A 22955-nucleotide genomic window follows, 5' to 3' on the forward strand; every position below is an offset into this window, starting at 1 on the left:
CTCCCTATATTGTTAAGAAAATCACAACATGGCAAGTGTGGTCTCATAAAGTTTTGTGCCGTCTAGCGTAGCTTTTATCCAAGCAAAGAAACTCACCATAAAAATATCTTCATCTTTTAAGGACGCTACAGTAAATTGACTCATTACGCTTTCGCGAAAATTTGCCTTCTTCACAATAGTCGGGTCATTAAAAATCTGGCTAAATACTTTTATAAAGCGCTCCAGTCTCACTTCGGAAAGGATGATTTTTTTATACTTTCTTTTGAAGCTACGTAGTTGTGAGTGAACGAGATCAATATATTCTAGCTCATAATAATTAATCAATGAGAGTAAATCTCTTTTAATCATCCAGTCTATTCCTAGTCGTTCCTCATACCAGCTATCGGTATGTTTAAATTTATTGAGCGTACTTAAAGCAGCTTTGTACTCATCTTGCTGTGTGAGAAATACCACTTGTGCGAGCAATATATCAGGATCAACTTTCTGTTTTGTTGTTGAGATGTGGTTGTCTATATCTGCAATTGCAAGGGAGGAGTTACCACTGTAATTTAAAACGAAGGAGTTGATGAGAAGCAAATTTTCGCGAAAGCGGGATTTCCACTTTCCATTTTCGGCATTCATCTCAGTGTTCATTAACGAGAGGTAATGCGTTGCCTGCTCAAAATCGCGCACTCTAAAGTGAGCATTTGCCATAAAGTAGAGCACTTGGATGTGATAAAAGCGCTGCTTTTCTTGAACGATGTCTTTTTTCTTTATGAGATTGTAGGTATGTGTGATAAAAGGTAGAGCGTCCCCAAAATTGTGATCTAAATGCGCTGCGGTATTTATAATTTCTAGCAGCTGGTACAGGGATTTAAAGGTGAACGTCTCGTTGATTTCAATATGAAAAGCAGCGAGTATCTCTTCTACCGTTTTCTGTATCCCTTTCTTTAATAAATGCTCGTCAAATATGAGTATGCGCTTGATGTGTGCGTACGCCATGTTGAGTTGCTCTTGCTGTATAAATCGCTGCTGGTTTTGTTGTGCGGCTTGCGTTAGCTCTTGTAAATCTACCTCTGGATGAAGGTGACTGTACTGGAACTGGGTGTGATAACTTTCAATAAGTGCCGTGTGCAGATCAAGCTCTTTTGCTTTTTGAGTTGCCTTTTTTAAAAGTTTTTGAGCTGGTTTATGGAGATCTTGCTCATAGAGAATACGTGACGCGAGTATCCATTTAAAAACCTGCATATCATCTGAGGTTTCATTTTCAAAATTTTGAGTGGCTATAAAATCAATGAGACTGTCTTGTAGCCTTTTTGATAGCGCATGATACGCATTACGATTTGCACTCCCATAGAGCAGAATATCTATCTCCTTGAGAGGAGTTCCCTTTCTTATAAGGTTGTATAATGTGAGATTCTTTGTGTCTGTTCTTCTGTTTTTTGAACGTAAATAGGTCTTGAATAACTTACTGTCCTCTGTAGAGAAAGATTGTATAATAGCTGTGATATCCATTTTAAATCGTAAGTTTTATTTGTTCAAAGACTAATAAATATAGGTATTTAATGATATGTATTTCTATTTATATCATAAGTAATATTAAAATTTTAGATTTTATTATCTGCCACATCACTGCATCTTTGCCCTGTAATCAAACAACAAGGTCATGGAATTTAACAACAAAAAACTGTCAAGAACGACAACCGTAGTACACTACGTCATAAGTATATTACTGGCTGCATTTTTAATAGGACTTGCAAATAGAATTATCTGGGATATTGATGAATCTGATAATCGTCCTACGATAGAAAATTTTGAATCGCAAACAGATGTCGCTACTTACAGAAAGCTATACAGCACCGTACAAGATTCAATTAATGAACAATACCGTAGTCAGGAAGCTTTAGAAATAAATCTTGAGTTAGCCAAAACTACCTTATCTCAAGAGCAGCGCTCTTTTAAATCTTGGATTTCTACACGTACAGCTACGCAATCATCTACAGTAGATGCCGAGGTGCGAAAGCGTAACCTAACGATGGATTCCATTCAAAATGTGATACAATCTTATGAGAAGGAAAAATCTGCTTATGCAGCCGCTATCTTAACATTAAGAAATACACAGGCAGTCTATAGCTTGCAAGAGCAGGAGGCTATGGAGGTAGTGTACAATTTACACGATGATGCCGTGAGAAGTTATGAGCTGAGCATTTTTTTAAAACGTCTACTATTTGTACTTCCTATACTGCTGCTAGGTTTATGGATGCTTGTAAAGAAAAGAAAGCATACGTACTGGCCTCTATATCGTGGGTTTGTGTTCTTTTCTTTCTATAGTTTTTTTGTAGGTCTAGTGCCATACTTACCTAGCTACGGAGGTTATGTGAGGTATACTATAGGGATTTTACTTTCTCTCTTTCTAGGAGTATATGCGATACGATCGCTACAAGCATTTATAAAACGTAAAAAGGAAGAGCTGAAGCAATCTACCCAAGAGCGATCAAAGCAAATAAAAGAAGAAGTTGCCGAGAAAGCATTAGAAAACCATATGTGCCCTAGCTGTGGTAAAGATTACCTTATTAATGAGTTCCACCAGAGCGGAGGTAAAAAAGGAGTCGCAGGAAACCTAAAAGTAACCAACTACTGCCGCCACTGCGGTCTCCAACTCTTTAAAGATTGTAACAGCTGTGAAACTACAAATTATGCACACCTGCCTCACTGTTACTCCTGCGGAGATCATATTATGGAGATAGCAAAAGAAGAGAAAACTGAAGGGGAGATTATTAAAAAACAATATTTCACCCCAAACATAAAGGGAGAAAATCAGGTTTACAATTAGAAAAAGCCACCCTTTAGGGTTGGGGAAAGCTTTTTAGAACATCAGATTTTTTACCCCAACCCTAAAGGGAGAAAATCAGGTTTACAATTAGAAAAAGCTACCCTTTAGGGATGGAGAAAGTTTTTTAGAAAATGAGATTTTTTTACCCCAACCCTAAAGGGAGAAAATCATGTTTACAATTAGAAAAAGCCACCCTTTAGGGATGGGGGAAGCTTTTTAGAAAATGAGATTTTTTTACACCAGCCCTAAAGGGAGAAAATCAGGTTTACAATTAGAAAAAGCCACCCTTTAGGGATGGGGAAGCTTTTTAGAACATCAGAATTACCAATTAAACAACAACAAACAACAACTATTATGGAAAATCAATTTGAAACACCAGTAACAGAAAAGAAGAATAAAAAACAAGAACCATTTTCAAACAAGCCTACGGGAGCTTTTATAAGTGCATCATGGAGTGCGTTATTTGTCGGGATGGTGTCCTTTTGTATTGGACTTTGGAATGCAGATATGTACCTTAATGAAAAGGGGTATTACTTTACGGTATTATTATTTGGACTATTTGCCGTAGTATCTGTACAAAAAAGCGTGAGAGATAGACTAGAAGGAGTCCCAGTAACAGATATTTATTATGGTATAAGTTGGTTTGTCACCATCGTCTCGATCTTATTACTCGTTGTAGGTTTATGGAATGCAGATCTAGAATTAAGTGAGAAAGGATTTTATGGAATGTCATTTACATTAAGTCTGTTTTCAGCTATAGCGGTGCAAAAGAATACGAGAGATGTAAAATTTATAGATAGTATTAATGACAACTAGCAAAAAGCGACACCTTCGGGTGTCGCTTTTTGTTGTTTGATGAAACCCAATGCTTCTTAGGGAGTGTTGGGTTTCTATATTAAATATTAATGGTACAAGATGAAGAAGCACCAAACCATTTAAGTCTATTACGAGAAGCAGTATTGTAAATGAAATCACGTATGATTCTTGGGATAAATGCAAGTAGTGCTGCTACCGATTTCCACTTTGGGATTTTTGAAATGATCTTTAAAAACCCATCAGAATGTGTATGTAGTTCTTGATTTTCAATAAGCATTACTGTATCTAATCGATCTGTAGGTCTTCCATATTCTTTTAAAATATGCTGACCTTTTGGAGATTGAAAGGCGATACATTCAAACAATTCGCTTGGTGCAAATTTAAGGAGCCACCCCACAACACCATTACAGAGATTACAAGCTCCGTCAAAAATAATTATGCTTTTTTCTTGTAAAGGTTTCATAGCGATGATATTAAGTTCTTCAGCTATAGGTCGGAGTTGAGTTGGTTTCTTTTCATGGAGAAGAGAAAATAGTTTTAAAAATTGAGTGGAAGTACTAGGGTAGTGGTATTGTTACGCTTTCGCGAAAGCGTAATTAATTGAATACATCCACGCAGCATCAAAAGTAAAAACCCGCACAAGATGCTTTTTGAGCATTATGTACGGGTTCTATGTTCTTTAAAAATGCTTTTAGGGAAAAGCGAATTTTAAAGACTAGTATGTTTGTTCTCTTATTCTGCAATAAGTTCTGAGAGTACTTTCTTAAATAAATCTACAGGTTGTGCTCCAGTAACAGCACTCTTTCTATTAAAAACAATGGTAGGAACTGAATTTACACCTAAGTTCTTCCAGTAACCTTGCTGTGTTCTTACTTCATAACGAGCTTCTTCATTTTCAAGTAAGGCCATACCTTCCTCTGCATTTAGGCCAACGTCGAGAAGTGCTTGTTTTAAGACCTCTCTTTGTGATACATCCTTACGCTCACTAAAGTAAGAAGCGGTAAGTCGCATTTTTAATGCTGTTTGCTTGTCAAATTTCTTTGCATACTCTAATAGTACGTGCGCATCAAAAGTGTTTACAATTCTCATATCGTCAAAATAGTCAAACGTAAAACCAAGCTCATTTCCAGCATCTACTAGTCGTTGTTTAGACTCTTTTTGTTGCGCTGCAGTTGATCCATATTTTTCTGTAATATGCTCATCTACATTTTGACCTTCGGCAGGCATTTGAGGATTTAACTCAAACGGTTGCCATTCTATCTCTACTTGGTCTTCAATGCCAAGTTCTGATATTGCTTTTTCTAAGCGTTTGTAACCTACGGTACACCATGGGCAAACTACATCTGAGACAATATCTATTTTTAATTTTTCTTTCATTTCTTTGCTATTTACTTATTTCGCTAGTTGTAATAAAGCGCTGTTCATCTGGTTCATTGAGTGCTTCTTCATGTTCAGAAAGCATATTCATAATCATAGAATTTACCACTCTCTCTTTTGAGAAATCTTGAGAACGCATTGTTGCTTTATGAAACGTACCTAGTGTTTCTTTATGATTAGTAGGAACACTATTATTTATCAATACAATACTATAAGAATTATTTGACAAGGTATCCACTTTTGTAATGTACGGTTTAAGATGCTCGTGATTATTTTCAAAAACTGGAGTAAAATCTTTAAGATAATTTTTTGGAGCATCTATACATTCTCTAGCATACTTGTGATAGTCTCCTAAATAAAGCTCGCTTTGTATAGGTGTGGGTTCATAACCCAGCATCAAAAAAGATTGATCTGCAGCGTTATCTACATGGAAAGGTGTGTTCACTTGTTGGTCAAAACGAACAAGCCAGTGATAGCTCAAGGGTCTATTGTAAGTCGCTTTTGTGTAGCTAGATAATTCTTTTTTAAGAGCAACCATGTTGGCTCTTAGTTCGCTAGAGGAAGATTCTTCACCTAAATCAATATGAATAAAGCCAGGTTTGCTAGTGTCAGTTCTAAAAACATCTTTAATAGCATTTTTTGCTATTGCTTTTATGTCGACACTTAACTTTTCCATAGCGATAGCAACTTTATTTTTTGAAATCTTTTATGGTTAATCCATTATTGAAAGAGATATCTGTCCAAGTAACCTCTGTAAAAGGTCCATTAAGTACAACACCATCCCAGTTTGATTTTTGATATTTTCTTTGAGTAGGAATTAATAGTCCGTCTATAGACTCGTACTTGAGTTCCATCAAATAAGGAACCTCAATAACATTGTATGCTGCTACTGTAAAAAGAAACTGATCTACGAGACCTGTATCTTGATTAATATATATTTGATAAACATCTGTATTTTCCTTATTAGGTATATTAAAGGAAACCTTGACGATGTCATACGTTGCTTCATTAATTACCGTCTCTCCTATATAATGATAAACTACATTAGGGTCTAGTAATTTTGGCATCATCGCAAACCAATATAAATTGGTAGGTCTATTGAACATCACCTTGTCAATAAGAGGTTGGTCAGTTATAAGTTTTCCGTCGTGTTTTAACCAGTACTCATTCCCATCATATCCTTGCTCTATAGCTCCTTCTAGTTGGGGAATTGTCCTTTCATGTTGAACATATAAACCGTAGGATAGCTCTCCGTCAAATAAATATTTTTCTGTAGCTACATCTACTTTACCATCGGCAGTTTTATAGGTGTATGTATAGATGACATCTTTCTTGTCTAATAGGCTTCTGTAGTCACCTACTTTTTGAACCATATTATACACCAACTCATGACCTTTGTTCTCAAAAGTCACTACAGATTCTTTTGACTCTTCAGTTTGTTGAGTACTTCTATTATCTCCACATGATAATAGAAGTACACAAACTATAATATTTAAAAAATTTATTTTCAAAAGAGGTGTATTACAAAGCTATGATTTCACTTATTTGTAATTCTCCTTGCACATTGCTGTAGTTCTCAACATCTGCTGCAAATTTTTCTCCGTGTGGTGCAAAGCTTTCTTGGAAAGAAGCAACACTATCAAATTTTAAATGAGCAATCGCTACATAAGGAGCAAGCTCTCCGGGTGCTCTTCCAGCAATTCCTACTTCTAATTCTAATCCCTTTAGTGCGTCACCTAGTGATTCTTGAATCATAGGTAAGTGGCTATTTTTATAATAGTCGGTGTCAAATCTTACACTCTCACTATTAGGGTACATTACAGATACTTTTATCATGATCTATGTTTTTAGTGTGATGGTACTTCTTAAAAATCTGAAGTTACGATGTTGTCAGAAAAGTTTTGATATTCTTTTTCAAACTGCTTTGCCATGTCATCTGGAAATAAGTGAAAATCTCCAGCTTTTAATGCGCTTACAATTCCTTCAGAAATTTCAGAAGTTGTAGCTCCATTTTCAAAGCCTGCCTTTTCTGCCATATCTGTATCTACTGGTCCTGGGTGCACACTTAGTACATTAATTCCTCGAGGACTTAACTCTGTGCGAATTCCTTGTGTCAAAGAATACGATGCAGCTTTTGATGCAGAGTATGTAGAGAGTTGAGAGAAGTTCTTGATAGAAGCAATAGAGTTCAATTGTACAAGCGCTCCTTTGTTGCTTTCTAAAGTTTTTGCGAAAGCGTTTGCAACACGCACTAATCCAAAAGCATTTACCTGTAGCTGATTAAGAAAATCTTCTTCTACATCATCACTTATGATAGACTGTGGTGTCCCTATACCTGCATTGTTTACTACTACATCTACATCTGTAGCGTGTTCTGCTAGTGTTTTTATAGAGGCTGTGTTTGACACATCTGCTTGCAAAGTGACTACTTTATCACCATACTTTTCTTCTAGTTCTTTTGTAGAGTTTGTATCACGTACCGCTAGATATACCTTCTTTGCTCCGTGGTCTAAAAATGACTCCACAATCGCTTTACCAATACCTCTATTTGCGCCAGTGACTAATGCTACTTTATTTTCTATTGAAATACTCATATGATTTGTTTTAAAGAAGCCTTCCTGCAATATTGAGGAAGGCTTATTATTAATTAAGTTGGGGGAGTTACTTATTTTTTCTCCCAAGCAAACTTCTCAAATGCAGCATCTACAGGTGTGTTTGCGATGTGATTTGTGTAGTTACTTATTACTTTTTGAGATAATCCTAAGATGATATCTAGTACTTGTCTTTCTCCATATCCAGCTGCATAAAATGCAGTAAGATCTTCTTGAGAAACGTTACCACGGTTACGTGTAAGCGATAAAGTGAATGTACGTAGTGCTTCTAGTTTTGCATCTTCTAGTGGAGTCTCGTTACGTAAAGCCTCGATGATTGCGTCATCTACTTTCATCATTTTTGCGATACCTGTGTGTGCTGGTACGCAGTAGTGACATGCATGCTCTACGTTAATTGTTTGCCATACTACCGTTAACTCGTCTGCGTTAAATGAAGAGTTTGTAAATAACTCATGTAGTTCTTGGTATGCTTTTAAGATCTGTGGAGACTCTGCAAGTACTCCGTGTAATCCTGGAAGCATTCCAAAAGACTTTAAAGAATTTTCTAATAATGGCTTACTCTCTTGTGGAGCACTCTCGATGTTGTGAACTTTTAATGTTGTCATAATAGCAATTTTTAATTTATGTTAATTATATCTAAACGTTCGTTTAGTTTTAGGGTAAAAAAATAGTTAGATGTTTTTAAACGTCATCTCTATGTAATCTTCAATCTCTTGTGTTGTGTTTACTCGTGAGGCAGCTGCTAGGCCATGTTTGGCTAGTAAAAGAAAATTTGCTTCTCGCATAATGGTTTCTTCATCTTTACTACCGTCCATTCTCAGTTTTTCAATAAAAAGCTCCTTTATACTACTCATAAAGGAATTCATCTCTTCTTGAATCACAGCGTCTTCACTTGCTGCAAACTCGTTATAGGTATTTGTAAGTAGGCATCCGTTGCGCGATCCGTCACGGTCAATGATGGTCACAGAGTCTATAAAAAACTGCTTGATATCTTGCACTCCGTTTGTACCGCTAGCAAACTTCTTAATGATAGCGCCTACCTTTTCTTTGTAATAAGCTAAGCTTGCCATAAACAGACCGTGCTTATTTCCAAAACTTGCATAGATTGAGAATTTATTAATACCCATTTCCTTCTCTAGCATTTGCATAGAGGTAGACTCGTAGGTATTTTTCCAAAACAGATTCATAGCCTTCTCGACTACTTCACGCTCATCATAATTCTTTTTTCTAGCCACTTGTTTCTTATTACTGTGCAAAACTAACCAACCGTTTAGTAATTAAAAAGGGTTTAACAATTATTTATGTAATGGCCGTATTATAAATAGAAAATCCCCATCATATAGATGATGAGGATTGTAGGTAATAGGTAGTGATGGTGGGTAATTACGCTTTCGCGAAAGCGTAACAACAATTCTTATAATCTATGCTTATGGTTTTACCTGCTCCCAGTAATTATACAAGCCTTTTTTAAGAGGAAGGTATTTTTTAGGCATATCCTTAGCGGGCGAAAGGGTAAAGGAAATACTATCCTTAAAGTACCAGTAATTATCTCGCAGTGCTCCAGTAGTGGTTTTGATATTCCACGCTGGGATATTAATCATAGCATAGGAGCTATCTTTTTCTACGTAGTCTATTCCAAAATCTTTAAGCTGCTCCTTAGCAACATATTTGAATTTGAGTTTAATATCAAGTTGCTTTTTCTCTTTGTGGCTCACTATCTCAGAAGTGGACCAAGCGTAGGTGTCAAACTTTTCTTTTAAGGTAAGGCGCTTTTCTTGTGCTTGTGCGTTTCCTATTCTGTAGAGGGTGTTTCTAATCTTTAGGCTGTCTTTTTCATTGCTTACGAGTGCAAAAACATCCCGTTGATCTACCGTTATAATTTGTTCTGCTATGTCAATGTGTACCGCAGTTTCTTCTGCCATAATGGTACTGTCTTCAACGCCAAAAAAAGTGCCAAGCGCAAAGAATATAATTTTTATTACCTCCATAGTATTCCTATTTAAGTTGGTTCAAAAATAGCTATAAAGATTGAGTTATCAGTCTCTTAGGTGGTGGTGATTGGTGGTAAGATGTCCCTTACAGAACGATAGAAATAAGGTTGCGCTCTTGCAAAAGCGCAACCTTATTAAAATACTTAATCGATGGAAGCAAAGTATGCTTTCACCTTTGTGATGTGTGCTTCTTTCTCATCTTCGGTAAGCCAGCTTGCTTTAAAACCATTAATAACAAGTTGCTTGATTTGCTCCTTAGATAAGTTTAAGGCACTTGCTGTCTGGTAGTAGTTCTCATTCATGTATCCGCCAAAGTAAGCTGGATCATCAGAGTGTATCGTCGCAAGAATCCCTTTATCTAGCATCTGTGCTACTGGGTGTTCTTCCATCTTGTCAATCACCTTAAGCGCCACATTACTAGTAGGGCAAAGCGTTAACGGAATTTGCTCTTTTACAAGACGCTCCACAAGTGCATCATCACTTAGGCAGCGATTACCGTGATCGATACGCACAACGTTTAGTACGTCAAGTGCTTCCCAGATATAATCGGCTGGGCCTTCTTCACCGGCGTGCGCAACTAGCTTGTAACCTTCTTTTGCCGAGGCTTCAAATACGTTTTTAAATTTGCTAGGAGGATTTCCTTGCTCAGAGGAGTCAAGCCCTACGCCATCTATCCACTCTTTATATGGCTGTGATTCTTCTAGCGTTTTAAATGCAGCTTCCTCACTTAAATGTCTCAAGTAAGACATGATAAGTTTATAAGTAATACCGTATTCACTTTTTGCTTTTTCTAGCGCTTTGTAAATCCCGGTGATTACTGTTTTAAAAGGAACACCGCGATCTGTGTGTGTTTGTGGATCAAAGAACACCTCTACGTGTACCACGTTCTCACTATGTACTTTGGTAAGATATGCCCACGTAAGATCATAAAAATCTTGCTCGTGTAAGAGTACTTGTGCACCTGTATAGTAGATGTCTAGAAACTCTTGAAGGTTATTAAATGTATATGCCTTTTTAAGTGACTCAATAGAATCATAAGCAAGGGTGATGTTATTGCGCTTTGCAATCTCAAACATCAATTCTGGCTCAAAACTACCTTCTATATGGAGGTGAAGTTCTGTTTTTGGGATGCCTTGTACAAGGGCTCTTAGGGGAGTATTATTCATTATAGCTATTTTTTTTGTGGCTACAAAGGTAGGGTTATTTGTAAGAAGTGGTTTTATGTCCCTTGAGCTGCACGTGAACTAGCCTTATGATAAGTACGCTTTCGCGAAAGCATAACCACCCACATTGCAACATTCTGTACGTGAAAAATAATCTAAAAAGTGATTGTGATGCGGAATATTTATAGTAAAATATTCTGATTATAGTGTGTGATTTTATTGAAAGCTATAAAAAGGAGGAAAGCTATTCTTAATGTCTATTTTTGCAAAAAATTAGAAGGGGAACAGATGTTAGATTATGTAGTAATAGGAGGAGCACAAGCTGGATTATCTATGGCGTACCATTTAAAAAAGATGGACAAGAACTACGTGGTGGTAGATGGTGATAAAGAAATAGGGGCGTCGTGGTTAAACAGATGGGATTCCTTAAAACTATTTACACCTACCGAATACAACCATCTGCCAGGTTTAAAATTTGACACTCCTAAAGGTCATTACCCAAGTAAATATGAAGTAGCAGATTATTTTAAGTCTTATGTGTCGACTTTTGAGATCCCTGTAAAACTCAATACATTAATTACTGCTATAAGTAAAACATCAAAGGGATTTACCCTTACACATAAGGATGGTAATCTTGAAGCAAAAAATGTAGTGGTTGCCACAGGTCCTTTTCACACGCCATACACGCCACCTTGTAATACTAAGATCGCAGGCAGTATCACGCAGATGCATAGTAATTACTATAAAGGACTCGATCAATTACAAGAGGGCGATGCGCTCGTAGTAGGTGGAGGAGACTCTGGATATCAAATCTTAAACGAACTCTCAAAAGATGGCCGCAGGAAGGTCTTTTTCTCTGGGGATACCACGGTAAAATCATTGCCGCAGCATATTTTGGGTAAGTCATTGTGGTGGTGGTTTACTGTCACAGGTTTTCTAAGTTTTAATAAGTATAGCTGGATGGGTAAGAGGATAAGCTCATTTACTCAGCCCGTTATAGGCACAGATGTAAAAGAGATTCTTTCTAGAGACAACGTCATTATAAGCGGCAGAACTAAAGATGCCATGCATGAGGAAATCATCTTCGAAAACAAGAAAGTAGCAAGTATTAAAAATATTATTTGGGCTACTGGATATCGCCCTAATTTTCAATGGATAGAAGGCTTAGAGCTTGATGCAGATAGCTATCCAAAAAACCGCAGAGGAGTAAGTAACATCGATGGCTTGTACTTCTTAGGACTACCGTGGATGTACACTCGCGGATCTGCAACCTTAGGCGGAGTGTCTAAGGATGCGCTTTATCTCGCAGACTTAATTGATGCAAAGGGGTAACTAACTTAACTCCGTTTATGGTAGTGCAATAACTAGTAGATAGCTACTAATAACGCTTTCGCGAAAATAGCTTTTATATCATTCCTTCTCAGGAATCAAATTACCATTAGTGTCATAGCGTTTTATGCTTAGGCGGTTGCCTTCATTGTCATAGGTAACCATCATTTGTAATGTACCATCTTTGTAGAAAGATTTCCAGGCGCCTTTTTTCTTAAAGTAATCGATGCCTGCATATTCCCCTTGCTCCTTGATACTGCCGTTCTTGTAGAAAGAAGTGTACACGCCTTTCTTGTTACCTAGCGCATCAAATTCTTGAGAGGTAAATAGCGTTCCATCAACATAGTAAATGTTGAGGTTGCCAGTAAAGTCGCCTTTGTCTGTGTAGGTAGCATCTAGTCTCAAGTTGCCATTGTTGTGATATTCTGTATTACTTATAATCACACCTTCGCTGCTATAGGTGATTTTTGATTTGATTTGGCCATTCTCCCAATACCCCATCCAACTGCCAACACTTCGATTCTCCTTATAAACTCCTTTAGATCTTAGTTGGCCATTACTGTAATAATCCTCGTAAGGGCCATCCATATTATAGAAACCTTCACTCGCATAAGAACCTTTAGTTTGTAACTGCCCGTTGCGGTAATACATTTCAAAAGGGCCTACTGGATTATCTGAGCTATTAAAGGTGAGCTTAGTATCTATCGCTCCATCCTTTCTATAATAAACCCACTCACCCGTAGGGAAGCCAGCAGCATTTTTACGCCCGACACTTTTTTTCTCACCCGTATTGAAATATTCAACTACTTGGTTTTCTTGAGCGCTGGTGATGTGTGTGCTTAGGAGTAGGAGGAAGATGATGAGGTAGGAGTAAGGTGGGCGCATTGTGACGTGATATTTTTTTACCTGAAGAGTATATTGATAACGATACTCGCTAGTGCGATAATGATAAAGGCTGTTTAATCTAGATATGTTTTTGAGTAACTTTTTCTTTAACAAACTCAGTCGCTTTTTTAAAATCGTCAATACCTATTTCCGATTCTCCTAGAATGAAAGCTAAATTAGTCCCGACATCGATATCAAGAAACAGGTTATTCTCAATCACTCTATAGCTTTTGAAAACCTCCCATTTTATTTTGGCCTCATATTTATGATCTTTATATCTAAAGAAGAGGTCGTCAAATTCCCACAAGTGATTTTCATTTGATCTTTTATGTTTGAAAATTTCCGCATTCATTAAATCTAAATAGGATTTTCTACTTTTCTGGTAAAATTTATAGTAGGTATAAAAATTCATTAAATAATGAACTCCAATTGCGACTAGCAGAAAGCCAGTATTGTTTTCTCCATATATGATTAATCCACCAACTAGGATCATTGGAATTGCTAAGAACAGACGTTTTCGGTTGTTTTAATTTCCAAGAATATTAGATGTAAATCTACATTGTTTATTATTTATAAGTAAATTGAGATGAAGAATAATAGCGTAATTTTACAGAGTCTATCTACTAAGTAAATCGTTAATATTAGATTTTTTCTTTTTAATTGTAATATCCCAGGTTATAATTTTCTTGTTAATTTTCGTTCTTACTTCGTTGACAAATTCATCAATACCTTTCGCTAAGAGAATACTTATCATTTCTTTATTATCATTCAGTGTAGGCATTGATAATTTTCCTTTTTTAGTTTTCACAATTTGATTATCGTAAAGCTCTATAAGGTCTTTCTCACAATTATTTTTTTCAATAAAATCCCAAATATCGTAATAGTCGTAAATTTCACAAAAATCTAAAATAGCATTTTGAAAATTGCTAGTTTTCAAAATCCTTAAAGATTGTTTTTCTTCATTTTTATAATTTCTTCTCCATAGCACAGGTCTAATAATATTAAAATACGCATTTACCAAATCCTCCCCATTCTTTTCTTCTAATGGTTTGTAAATTTTCTTCAGTTGTGGTATGAGAAAATTTGAAATAAAAATAGTTTCATCCATTTCGAAACATAAACTCCAAAAGTTGAAGCTATAATCCGTACTTGATTCGCGAAGAGTTTTGGTTAAGTTTTTGTAAGCCTTATGCTTCTTGTCAGTTGGTAGTCTATTTATAAATAATGCTGTAAAGTATTCCTGAATAGACCTATGTGGAAAGAAATATTCAAAGCCATCCAGAATAAGTATTGAAATTGAGGTTCTGAAATCGTATATCAAATTCTCAGTATTATATTCATAATCAGATGCCGCCTTTACTTTGTTTAAGATGTCTGTTAAGTATTCATTTGTGAATGAGTATTGACCTTCAATAAGTGATAGATAAGAAAATATTGATAATATATCCTCAAAATCGTCTCTTTGTAATCCTGTCATCTTTTCACGAGGAAAGCTATTTTTAGTTACTCCATCGTGTCTTGAGTATAAGGTATCGTAGACATTTCTGTAAAAAGCACTTTTTCTTTTTGGAATTTCGGGGTGATTTTCGAATGCCATTATGAACATAGATAATAACAAGGGATTCCTTAAAAACTCATAATAATTTCTGTTTTTTGGGTCTAATACAATTTTTTTAATTCTGTCTTTTCTTTCACCATCATCAACAATTTTGCTAATAAATTCAATGACATCATCATCATTTAATGGATCAACATTAAAATCATGGAATCTAGGAAAGCTTTCTATTCCACTTCCTGGTCTCGTAGTAATCAAGAATTTATTATTGGAGTAAGAATCTACAAACAATTCCATTTGACGATTTATTTCTTGTTTTTTATCAGAGAAGATTTCATCGTATCCATCTAATAGGAATAGAAAATCTCCACTTTCTAAAGTTCTTTTAAAGATGCTATCAGTGGGTTTAACTTTTGATTTTAATATTTTTTCGGTGATAAGCTTTTCTAAATCTCCTTCGAAATCATTTAAGTTTCTTAATTCTATTAAAATTGGAATTCTACTGTAATCTCTTATCGTTTGTAGAAAAATATGTTTAATTAGTGTGGTTTTTCCACTACCAGCGGATCCGACTATTGTTATATTGTTATATTCTATAAATAATTCATCAAGATTTTGAAAGTCGGTAGTTAAATTTTTGTAAGTAGCTTTGATTGGGTAGTAAATATTTTGAAATTTAACTTTTTCACTCCTATGTAAAAATGTGTTTGTAAAATAATATTTGTCAGTTTGAGAATGTAAGTAATCTGTTAATCCTATTTCAAAAAAACTATCCCATTCATTATTTATAGCTTTGAATCCATCTATTATTGGTTTAATTAGACTTGTAACTTCCATATTTGTCGTCATTCCCATACTTTGATTTTAAAATTTAAAGAATTAGTTTTTAAGTCACTAAAATACAACTTCCTAATAACCAATATGTGAGGCTAGCCACATTTGAGGTAAATAATATGGACAATTAGTTTAATAACAGCATCGAGGTAATCAATTCAAATTTTCGCGAAAGCGCATAAAAAATCCCCACTTAAAAAGCAGGGATTTGATAGTCGGTAATTAGGTAGTCCTTTTTAGTAAGACGGTAGGGTTAGTCTGCAATGGTTACAAATAGACCTTCGTCTGTTTTAGAAACTTTGGCAGCGCCTAGTTTGGTAAGACCTTTAAGGCCTTTGTCCCATCCTTTGTTACTTAAACCTGCTGCAGCTTTGAGTGCGCCAAGTTCTTGAGGGCTTTCCTCTTTAAGGAGGTCGTAAATTGCTTTTTCGTTCTCGTTAAGATCAAGTGCCTTCTTTTCTGGTTTCATCTGTGGGAAGAACAGTACTTCTTGTATAGACTGGTTATTAGTCAAGAACATAATCAAACGGTCCATCCCAATTCCCATTCCTGAGGTAGGAGGCATCCCGTACTCTAATGAACGCAAGAAGTCATAATCTATAGAAGCTGTTGCCTCGTCATCACCACGTTTTGCAAGTTCTAGCTGTGCCTCAAAACGCTCACGCTGGTCGATAGGGTCGTTAAGCTCTGAGTATGCATTTGCAATCTCTTTACCACAAACCATCAACTCAAAACGTTCTGTAAGTTCTGGGTTATCACGGTGCTCTTTACATAGCGGGCTCATCTCTTTAGGGTAGTCTGTGATGTAGGTAGGCTGTATGTAGTTACCCTCACACTTCTCACCAAAAATCTCATCGATGAGTTTTCCTTTACCCATAGTCTCATCTACCTCGATACCCATGCCTTGTGCGGCAGCGCGTATCTCATCTTCTGTTTTATCAAGAATATCAAATCCTGTAAAGTGTTTGATACTATCTGCCATGGTTACTCTAGCATACGGAGCTTTAAAATCTACTTCGTGCTCACCAAAGGTTGCCTTTGTAGTTCCATTTACAGCAATCGCACAGTGTTCTAGTAACTGCTCACAAAACTCCATCATCCAGTTGTAGTCTTTATAAGCTACATAGATTTCCATTGCGGTAAACTCTGGATTGTGCGTGCGGTCCATCCCTTCATTACGGAAGTTCTTTGAGAACTCATACACTCCTTCAAATCCGCCAACAATGAGACGCTTTAAATACAGCTCATTTGCAATACGCATATATAATGGCATGTCTAGTGAGTTGTGGTGCGTCACAAATGGTCGTGCTGCAGCTCCTCCAGCAATAGGCTGTAGGATAGGAGTCTCTACTTCAAAATATCCTGCGTCGTTAAAGAAGTTACGCATCGCATTAAAAAGCTTGGTGCGTTTTACAAATACTTCTTTTACGTGTGGGTTTACAGCAAGATCTGCATAACGCTGGCGGTAACGCATTTCTGGATCTATAAATTCATCATAGGTATTACCCTCTGCATCTGTTTTAGGTAATGGTAATGGTTTAAGTGCTTTACTTAATAACGTGAAGCCAGTAAGTGATACCGTAATCTCACCTACTTGTGTAGTGAATAACGTTCCTTCTACACCAATGAAATCACCTAAGTCAAGAAGCTTTTTAAATACCTCGTTATAATGAGACTTATCTTCTCCCGGGCAAATCTCGTCACGGTTAAAGTATAGTTGTATGCGACCTTCACCATCTTGGATCTCTCCAAAAGATGCAGAACCTTGAATTTTCTTTCGCATCAAGCGACCTGCCATTACTACCTTCTCACCCTCTTTATAGTCTGCGATTGCTTTCTTAGAGCTATGAGTAACGTGGTATTGTGCTGCTGGATAAGGATTGATTCCTATTTCGCGCAAGCGGGATAATTTTTGACGGCGTACTTGTTCTTGTTCTGACAGTTGCATACAGTAATAATTCTTTTATATTTTTTGCAAATAAGCGCTACACATAAATAGCGGTAGAGCGGCGCAAAGATAGTAATAGCCCGCTCAGAAATCAACATTGTAACAATTTGAAAATTATGTCGTCTTATTAAGTACATCAATCAACCTTTCCAACCGAAGGAGAGGATCAAAAAAACTTCACTTATGAGTATCTGGCGCGTCTTACTTGCCATCTTTTTTCCACCACTAGCTGTAATAGGCAAAGGATGTGGGTCTGTATTAATAGTTTTCTTACTTTGGCTCTGTGGCTGGGTGCCTGGCGTAATTGCAGCACTCGTAATATTAAATAATCCAAAAAAATAGGAATGAGTAAAAAGGTTTATGGACTGCTAGTAGTGCTGTTAGTGTTACTAGTGAGTTGTAGTATGCATGAGCGTATTGTGTTTAATGAAGACATGGGAGGTCGTTATGAGTCTAAGTTTGACCTATCACAAATCATGGCAATCGCTGCTCAAAGTGGAGCGAGTAACCCAGAAAAGAAGAAGGAGAAAATGGATACCACGATGGTGTTTAATGACTTTCTAGAAATCTACAAGGATAGCATCGCCACATTACCAGCTGCACAGCAGGAGAATGTGAAAGCACTTAAAGACTTTGCTATGAATATGAACATAGACGAGGAGAATGGGGTGATGGTACTTACTGTCATAAAAGACTTCAAAGAGTTTAAGGAGATAGAGCGCATTGCATATGATGTAGATAAAGTATTTGAAAGCGCAAAGAAAACCACACCAGGCGGAGAGCAAGCGAGTAGTAGCCCAGCAAATAGTATGCTGAGTACAAACAAGGTGATCTATACTTTTAGCAATAACACCTTTAGAAGGACAGATCCTAAAGCGTTATCAAGACACCTAGAAGGCAGCAGCGAATTATCTAAAAAGACAAGACAAGACGTAGAGGATGCCGTCTTTAAAGATGAGAATGGAGAAGTGGAAAATAATATGATGAAAGAGATGGTGCTAGGGATGGACGAAGTGCTAGATCAATCTACTATGGAACTAGAATACGTATTCCCAAGAAAAGTAATCTCCGTATCTCAAGAAGGCGCAGTAATCTCAGAAGATGGTAAAACAGTAACCTTCTCCATAGACTATAAAACCCTACTAGAAGGAACAGACAAAACCTTAGAAAACTTTGAGGTGGTTCTTGAGGATAAATAAGTCACGATAATTATTATAAGAGACCTTCTACTATATGGTAGGAGGTTTTTTTTTGTTTTAAAAGCTTTGCCCAGCCCTGAAGGGTGGCTTTTTCACAACTCGCGAACATCTCCCCAACCCCTCTTCGAAGAGGGGCTTTCATTTTTTGCAACTTCGTTGCAATTATTATTTGAGTGTTCCTGTCTTTGAGGAGGGGTTTGCAAAAGCTTTCCCCAACCCTAGAGGGTGGTTTTTTCACAACTCGCGGACATCTCCCCAACCCCTCTTCGAAGAGGGGCTTCAATTTTTGCAACTTCGTTGCAATCCTCATGCGAGTGTTCCCCTCTTTGAAGAGGGGCTAGGGGAGATGTTTCACAAGAGTACTCACACACACCTACGAAAGCTAGAGTAGGTTTTTACAATCAGCTCTTGTCAAATAAAGATTTTTCCACCCTTCAGGGTCGGGGAAAAGAAAAATTAAAGGACTACTAAAAAAGCCTTCCCCAATCCTAAAGGGTGGCTTTTTTATTTTTACAAGCCGAAAACATCTCCCCAACCCCTCTTCGAAGAGGGGCTTCAATTTTTGCAACTTCGTTGCAATTCTCATGCGAGTGTTCCCCTCTTGGAAGAGGGGCTAGGGGAGATGTTTCACAAGAGTACTCACATGCACCTACGAAAGCCAGAGTAGATTTTTAGAATCAGTTCCTGTCAAATAAAGATTTTTCCACCCTTCAGGGTCGGGGAAAAGAAAAATCTGAGCACTACTAAAGAAGTTCCCCCAACCCTAAAGGGTGGTTTTTTACAACTCGCGAACATCTCCCCAACCCCTCTTCGAAGAGGGACTTCAATTTTTGCAACTTCGTTGCAATTCCCACAAGAGTGTTCCTGTCTTTGACTAGATAATTTTCAAAAAGCTTTCCCCATCCCTAAAGTGTGGCTTTTTTCACAAGAGTGTACCCCTCTTCGAAGAGGGGCTAGGGGAGATGTTTCACAAGAGTACTCACACACACCTACGAAAGCTAGAGTAGGTTTTTACAATCAGCTCTTGTCAAATAAAGATTTTTCCACCCTTTAGGGCGGGGAAAAGAAAAATCGTTGTATTCACTTCTTAAGAAAAAGGGATTTTAAAAAGTTGAGATATTTTTTTATGTTTCTGCGTACCTTTGCGCCGTGAATAAAAATATCATTTTACAGGACCTCGGAAATCGAGATTATAAGGAAACTTGGGACTATCAAGAGACGCTTTTTAAGAAAACGGTGGATATGAAAATCGCAAACCGTAGACAAAACGCCGGACTGGTAACTCCTAATCATTTCTTGTTTGTAGAGCATCCTCATGTCTTTACATTAGGCAAGAGTGGTGATCTTTCTAATTTGCTTGTCAGCGAAAAAGAGCTTGCCGAGAAAAAAGCTAGTTTTTATAAGATTAATCGCGGCGGAGATATCACGTATCACGGTCCCGGACAAATTGTAGGATATCCTATTCTTGATCTTGATAGCTTTTTTAGAGACATTCACAAATACCTGAGACTACTAGAAGAGATGGTAATTCTCACCCTAGCCGAATACGGACTAAAAGCCGAACGTTCTCCAGGAGAAACAGGTGTGTGGTTTGATGTGGGAACTCCGTTTGCACGTAAGATTTGTGCTATGGGTGTACGCGCTAGCCGTTGGGTAACCATGCACGGATTTGCATTAAACGTAAATGCAGACTTAGGCTACTTTGACCTGATGATTCCTTGCGGGATAAAAGACAAAGCAGTGACCTCTCTCAATGTAGAGCTAGGTAAAGCAAGGGTAGATGAGGTAGAGGTAAAAGAGAAATTACTTAAACACTTTACAGCGCTCTTTGAAGCCAACTTCATTACCCCAGAAGCGGGCGCGGAATATATATAAGGACGACGCGCTAGTTAATCTTGTAAATCAATACCGAGTTACTACCTCCCTGAGTTACAAAACCTAGAGACTTATTGCTTCGTAAAAAGCCAACATCTGCCTTAGAAGTTCCATAGATAGGAAAGTTAGGTAGTAATACACCTTTATTGTCATAGATATAGACTTCGCTAGATTCTGTATTGGTGATAGCAATGTATTGTGATTTTCCAGTGCTTGAGATGCTAGGTGAAGTATAGGTGCCAAAGGCAATCTCTCTCTTCTTACCATTTACCACAAGTTCGTTTTCTCTCAAACCTACTTTCAGTTTACTCTCAATAGCGATTTTTGAATCAGATTGAAAATCTGAAATACTCTGGGTAAGCTTTCCAGAAGTGTTAATGCTCACTTTCTCACCATTAACTGTAAAGGTTTCAAAGTTGTTGCCGTACTTATAAATAGGAGTATCTCCAAAGTTGATTTTTTCTTTTACATCAATTCGCGTTTTTCCTGTGCGATTTAAGATGTGCAGCTTCCCGCTATTCTCGGCAATCGTGATATAATCTTTGTTACCTATGCGCATATGTGCTGGAGGATATAAAATCGTACTTCCGGCTTCTCTAAAGGTAAATCCAGAAACAGCCTTTGCATTTTTATCATACATCAGTACTTTATCGTTTTGTACGATGACAAAACGGTAATTACTGTTATTGTCATAGTCGAAGATAGAAAGCGGTTGTGTGATGTTGTCTTTAAAAGAAAGCGGGTAAGGAGATACTTCTTTACCATTGCGATCCAACACATAAAATGAAGATGGCGTGGTAAAAGCGAGTTGCAATCTGCCATTGCGGTATAGATCTATCTGCTGCACCTCACCTAGTATTTGACCATCTAGGTCTTTTTGCCACAGTACTTTTCCTGCATTACTTATTAGATATAGCGTGTTGTTTATGTCTTGAACCACTACATCCTTTCCATTAGTACGATGATTTGTTACTAGCTGCGGCGTCATTGTGATGTCTGCACTTAGTTTCACATTGGCAATTTGAGCAATATTTGCATCTGTAGTTGCCTCGTCGTTCTTGAGAATTGCCATATTTAGTAGCAAATAGTCTTTTTCTTGTATGAGTTGTAGCGCGCTATAATCATAGCCATCCAGAGTGATATCTTTTAATACTTTTTGACCATCTTCTGAGGCGAGCTCTTTATATGCATTACTGCCCAGACTAGAAATATGTAAATAACTAGACGCTCGACTTAATGTGCTCTCCGTGTTCTGGAAGGTAGCGCTGTTAGATAAGGTTGCTTTATTTTGATAGTTGGCAATCACAGTTTCTAGCGCTTCTTGATTTTCGGCAAAAAGGTAGAAGTCATCTATCGATGCGTACAAGGTAGGAGATGAAAGATTGAGTAGCGGTGAGTACGCTTTCGCGAAAGCAGAACCCATACTAATCTCATAGATGGAAACCTTTCTAAATTCGGCTTTTTCTGAAGCACTCGCTAGTTCATTGCCGGTAACCGAAATATCTGTAGAAACTCCTACTATTACTTTTCCTTTAGGCAGATGAATCATTCCTACCTCTGAGAAACTAGCAAAAAGATCCTCTCTTGCAAGCGTATATTTAGAGAGATCTAGTTTTAAAAAATCTGCTTTACTAGATTTAAACTGCTGCCAGTCGTCATAGGTGATAGCCTCTACAGCAATTGCAGCGGTAGGAGTAATAGATGCAATTCTATTAACCACCGGTTGTGTGTCTTTAAGTAAGCTTAATCTTTGTGATGTAGAATCTTGCACCAGCGCAACACCACTCAGTCTGATGTCATTGTTATCCAAGTCGACATCTGCCGCAGTCCAAGAAAACGAATTTTTAAGCGCATTTGCTGTTGCATTAGGAAATAGACTCTTATACAAGCTAGCACCTTCTGATCCTCTTATAAATATAGAAGCCGTAGCGCTATTGCTAGAAGAGGTGTATGCTTTTTCAAAAAGGTCATCTTCATAGATGTCTGTGTTATCCTCTCTCAATACATTTTCTAAAAGGATTTTTGATGTACTAGCAATGAGCACGTCCTTATATATAAGATAATGTGCAGTTCCGCCTAATGTTTTAATAGTAGGATCCTTAAGTGCTGCTTCTTTCATTAGTAACGAGTCTCCTTTAAAAAGAGAAGCATGTGCTTTTGTGATCATACTAATGTCATAGTCATTACGACCTAGTTTTGTATAACATAACAAGGTCTCGCCATCTGGCTGTATGTTTTTAAACAATGTCTGCCCTTTAACTAGGGTTTTATAAAGTGCCGTAGGAGCTAGCTCTTGTATAAGGTCATTATTTACAAGTGCACTTTTAAGATCCTTAAAGTCATTAGTCTTTATAACTACCGCCGCTTTGCGAGGTATATATTTAGTAAGAGAAGATGATGCCTTTGGTGTAGTATCGCAACTAGCGAGAATAACAAGGCTAAAAAGTATGTAAAAGAAAGATTTCATAAGTGCGCTTAAGGTGGGTTCAAAAATACAACCTCAGTCTTGAGAACTTCTTGAGAACCTCATATTGTTATTGACTACTTTTTAAACAAGGG

General features: G+C 37.2%; 22 protein-coding genes. 6 read left to right on the top strand and 16 right to left on the bottom strand.

The window, feature by feature from the left end; genetic code table 11:
• Positions 1 to 21: 21 nt before the first annotated feature.
• On the bottom strand, positions 22 to 1494 hold the full coding sequence (locus ACJJVU_RS04040) for a hypothetical protein (RefSeq protein WP_405222548.1): 1473 nt from the start codon (positions 1492 to 1494) through the stop codon (positions 22 to 24).
• 151 nt (positions 1495 to 1645) lie between these two features.
• On the opposite strand from ACJJVU_RS04040, the gene ACJJVU_RS04045 reads away from it, so the two are divergent.
• On the top strand, positions 1646 to 2812 hold the full coding sequence (locus tag ACJJVU_RS04045; RefSeq protein ID WP_405222550.1) for a hypothetical protein: 1167 nt from the start codon (positions 1646 to 1648) through the stop codon (positions 2810 to 2812).
• Between the two features lie 354 nt (positions 2813 to 3166).
• Positions 3167 to 3628, top strand: coding sequence for an inner membrane protein YiaA (gene yiaA, locus ACJJVU_RS04050; protein WP_405222553.1), 462 nt, complete (start codon positions 3167 to 3169; stop codon positions 3626 to 3628).
• A 79-nt stretch (positions 3629 to 3707) separates the two neighbouring features.
• Here yiaA and ACJJVU_RS04055 read toward each other — a convergent pair whose 3' ends face one another.
• From ACJJVU_RS04055 to ACJJVU_RS04100, 10 genes are all read right to left on the bottom strand, one after another.
• Complete coding sequence (locus tag ACJJVU_RS04055) at positions 3708 to 4091, bottom strand: thiol-disulfide oxidoreductase DCC family protein (RefSeq protein WP_405222555.1); 384 nt, start codon at positions 4089 to 4091, stop codon at positions 3708 to 3710.
• Between the two features lie 269 nt (positions 4092 to 4360).
• Positions 4361 to 5005: a DsbA family oxidoreductase gene (locus tag ACJJVU_RS04060; RefSeq protein WP_298329177.1), complete on the bottom strand. Its 645-nt coding sequence runs from the start codon at positions 5003 to 5005 to the stop codon at positions 4361 to 4363.
• Positions 5006 to 5012: 7 nt separating this feature from the next.
• Complete coding sequence (locus ACJJVU_RS04065) at positions 5013 to 5681, bottom strand: hypothetical protein (protein ID WP_405222558.1); 669 nt, start codon at positions 5679 to 5681, stop codon at positions 5013 to 5015.
• 13 nt (positions 5682 to 5694) lie between these two features.
• Entirely contained in the window at positions 5695 to 6516 is an 822-nt protein-coding gene (locus tag ACJJVU_RS04070; RefSeq protein WP_405222561.1) for a hypothetical protein, read from the bottom strand.
• A gap of 10 nt (positions 6517 to 6526) precedes the next feature.
• Entirely contained in the window at positions 6527 to 6841 is a 315-nt protein-coding gene (locus tag ACJJVU_RS04075) for an EthD family reductase (protein ID WP_405222564.1), read from the bottom strand.
• A gap of 29 nt (positions 6842 to 6870) precedes the next feature.
• Positions 6871 to 7599, bottom strand: a complete 729-nt coding sequence (locus tag ACJJVU_RS04080; protein ID WP_013751118.1) for an SDR family oxidoreductase — start codon at positions 7597 to 7599, stop codon at positions 6871 to 6873.
• A 71-nt stretch (positions 7600 to 7670) separates the two neighbouring features.
• A complete protein-coding gene (locus tag ACJJVU_RS04085; protein ID WP_013751119.1) occupies positions 7671 to 8222 on the bottom strand; it encodes a carboxymuconolactone decarboxylase family protein in 552 nt (183 codons plus the stop codon).
• Positions 8223 to 8288: 66 nt separating this feature from the next.
• Positions 8289 to 8852 carry a TetR/AcrR family transcriptional regulator gene (locus tag ACJJVU_RS04090; RefSeq protein ID WP_013751120.1) on the bottom strand — a complete coding sequence of 188 codons (564 nt, stop codon included), beginning with the start codon at positions 8850 to 8852 and terminating at the stop codon, positions 8289 to 8291.
• A gap of 192 nt (positions 8853 to 9044) precedes the next feature.
• Positions 9045 to 9605: a hypothetical protein gene (locus tag ACJJVU_RS04095; protein WP_405222573.1), complete on the bottom strand. Its 561-nt coding sequence runs from the start codon at positions 9603 to 9605 to the stop codon at positions 9045 to 9047.
• A 146-nt stretch (positions 9606 to 9751) separates the two neighbouring features.
• Complete coding sequence (locus tag ACJJVU_RS04100) at positions 9752 to 10774, bottom strand: adenosine deaminase (RefSeq protein ID WP_405222576.1); 1023 nt, start codon at positions 10772 to 10774, stop codon at positions 9752 to 9754.
• Between the two features lie 285 nt (positions 10775 to 11059).
• Here ACJJVU_RS04100 and ACJJVU_RS04105 point away from each other — a divergent pair, with 285 nt between their 5' ends.
• Positions 11060 to 12103, top strand: coding sequence for a flavin-containing monooxygenase (locus tag ACJJVU_RS04105; RefSeq protein ID WP_405222578.1), 1044 nt, complete (start codon positions 11060 to 11062; stop codon positions 12101 to 12103).
• A gap of 78 nt (positions 12104 to 12181) precedes the next feature.
• On the opposite strand, the gene ACJJVU_RS04110 is transcribed toward ACJJVU_RS04105, so the two are convergent.
• The 4 genes from ACJJVU_RS04110 to lysS all read right to left on the bottom strand — a co-directional run bounded on the left by ACJJVU_RS04110 (position 12182) and on the right by lysS (position 17322).
• A complete protein-coding gene (locus ACJJVU_RS04110; protein WP_405222580.1) occupies positions 12182 to 12985 on the bottom strand; it encodes a hypothetical protein in 804 nt (267 codons plus the stop codon).
• 79 nt (positions 12986 to 13064) lie between these two features.
• The gene (locus tag ACJJVU_RS04115; protein ID WP_405222582.1) at positions 13065 to 13478 is read right to left on the bottom strand and encodes a hypothetical protein; all 414 of its coding nucleotides are present in this window, start codon (positions 13476 to 13478) and stop codon (positions 13065 to 13067) included.
• 123 nt (positions 13479 to 13601) lie between these two features.
• On the bottom strand, positions 13602 to 15395 hold the full coding sequence (locus ACJJVU_RS04120) for an NACHT domain-containing protein (protein WP_405222585.1): 1794 nt from the start codon (positions 15393 to 15395) through the stop codon (positions 13602 to 13604).
• Positions 15396 to 15627: 232 nt separating this feature from the next.
• Complete coding sequence (gene lysS / locus ACJJVU_RS04125) at positions 15628 to 17322, bottom strand: lysine--tRNA ligase (protein WP_405222587.1); 1695 nt, start codon at positions 17320 to 17322, stop codon at positions 15628 to 15630.
• A 183-nt stretch (positions 17323 to 17505) separates the two neighbouring features.
• Here lysS and ACJJVU_RS04130 point away from each other — a divergent pair, with 183 nt between their 5' ends.
• From ACJJVU_RS04130 to lipB, 3 genes are all read left to right on the top strand, one after another.
• On the top strand, positions 17506 to 17664 hold the full coding sequence (locus tag ACJJVU_RS04130; RefSeq protein WP_013751129.1) for a YqaE/Pmp3 family membrane protein: 159 nt from the start codon (positions 17506 to 17508) through the stop codon (positions 17662 to 17664).
• Positions 17665 to 17666: 2 nt separating this feature from the next.
• Positions 17667 to 18521, top strand: a complete 855-nt coding sequence (locus ACJJVU_RS04135) for a hypothetical protein (protein ID WP_405222590.1) — start codon at positions 17667 to 17669, stop codon at positions 18519 to 18521.
• Between the two features lie 1149 nt (positions 18522 to 19670).
• The gene (gene lipB, locus ACJJVU_RS04140; RefSeq protein WP_405222593.1) at positions 19671 to 20396 is read left to right on the top strand and encodes a lipoyl(octanoyl) transferase LipB; all 726 of its coding nucleotides are present in this window, start codon (positions 19671 to 19673) and stop codon (positions 20394 to 20396) included.
• 10 nt (positions 20397 to 20406) lie between these two features.
• Here lipB and ACJJVU_RS04145 read toward each other — a convergent pair whose 3' ends face one another.
• Entirely contained in the window at positions 20407 to 22863 is a 2457-nt protein-coding gene (locus ACJJVU_RS04145; protein ID WP_405222596.1) for a hypothetical protein, read from the bottom strand.
• Positions 22864 to 22955 lie beyond the last annotated feature (92 nt).

The organism is Dokdonia sp. Asnod1-B02 (assembly GCF_045063955.1).
Classification (GTDB): domain Bacteria; phylum Bacteroidota; class Bacteroidia; order Flavobacteriales; family Flavobacteriaceae; genus Dokdonia.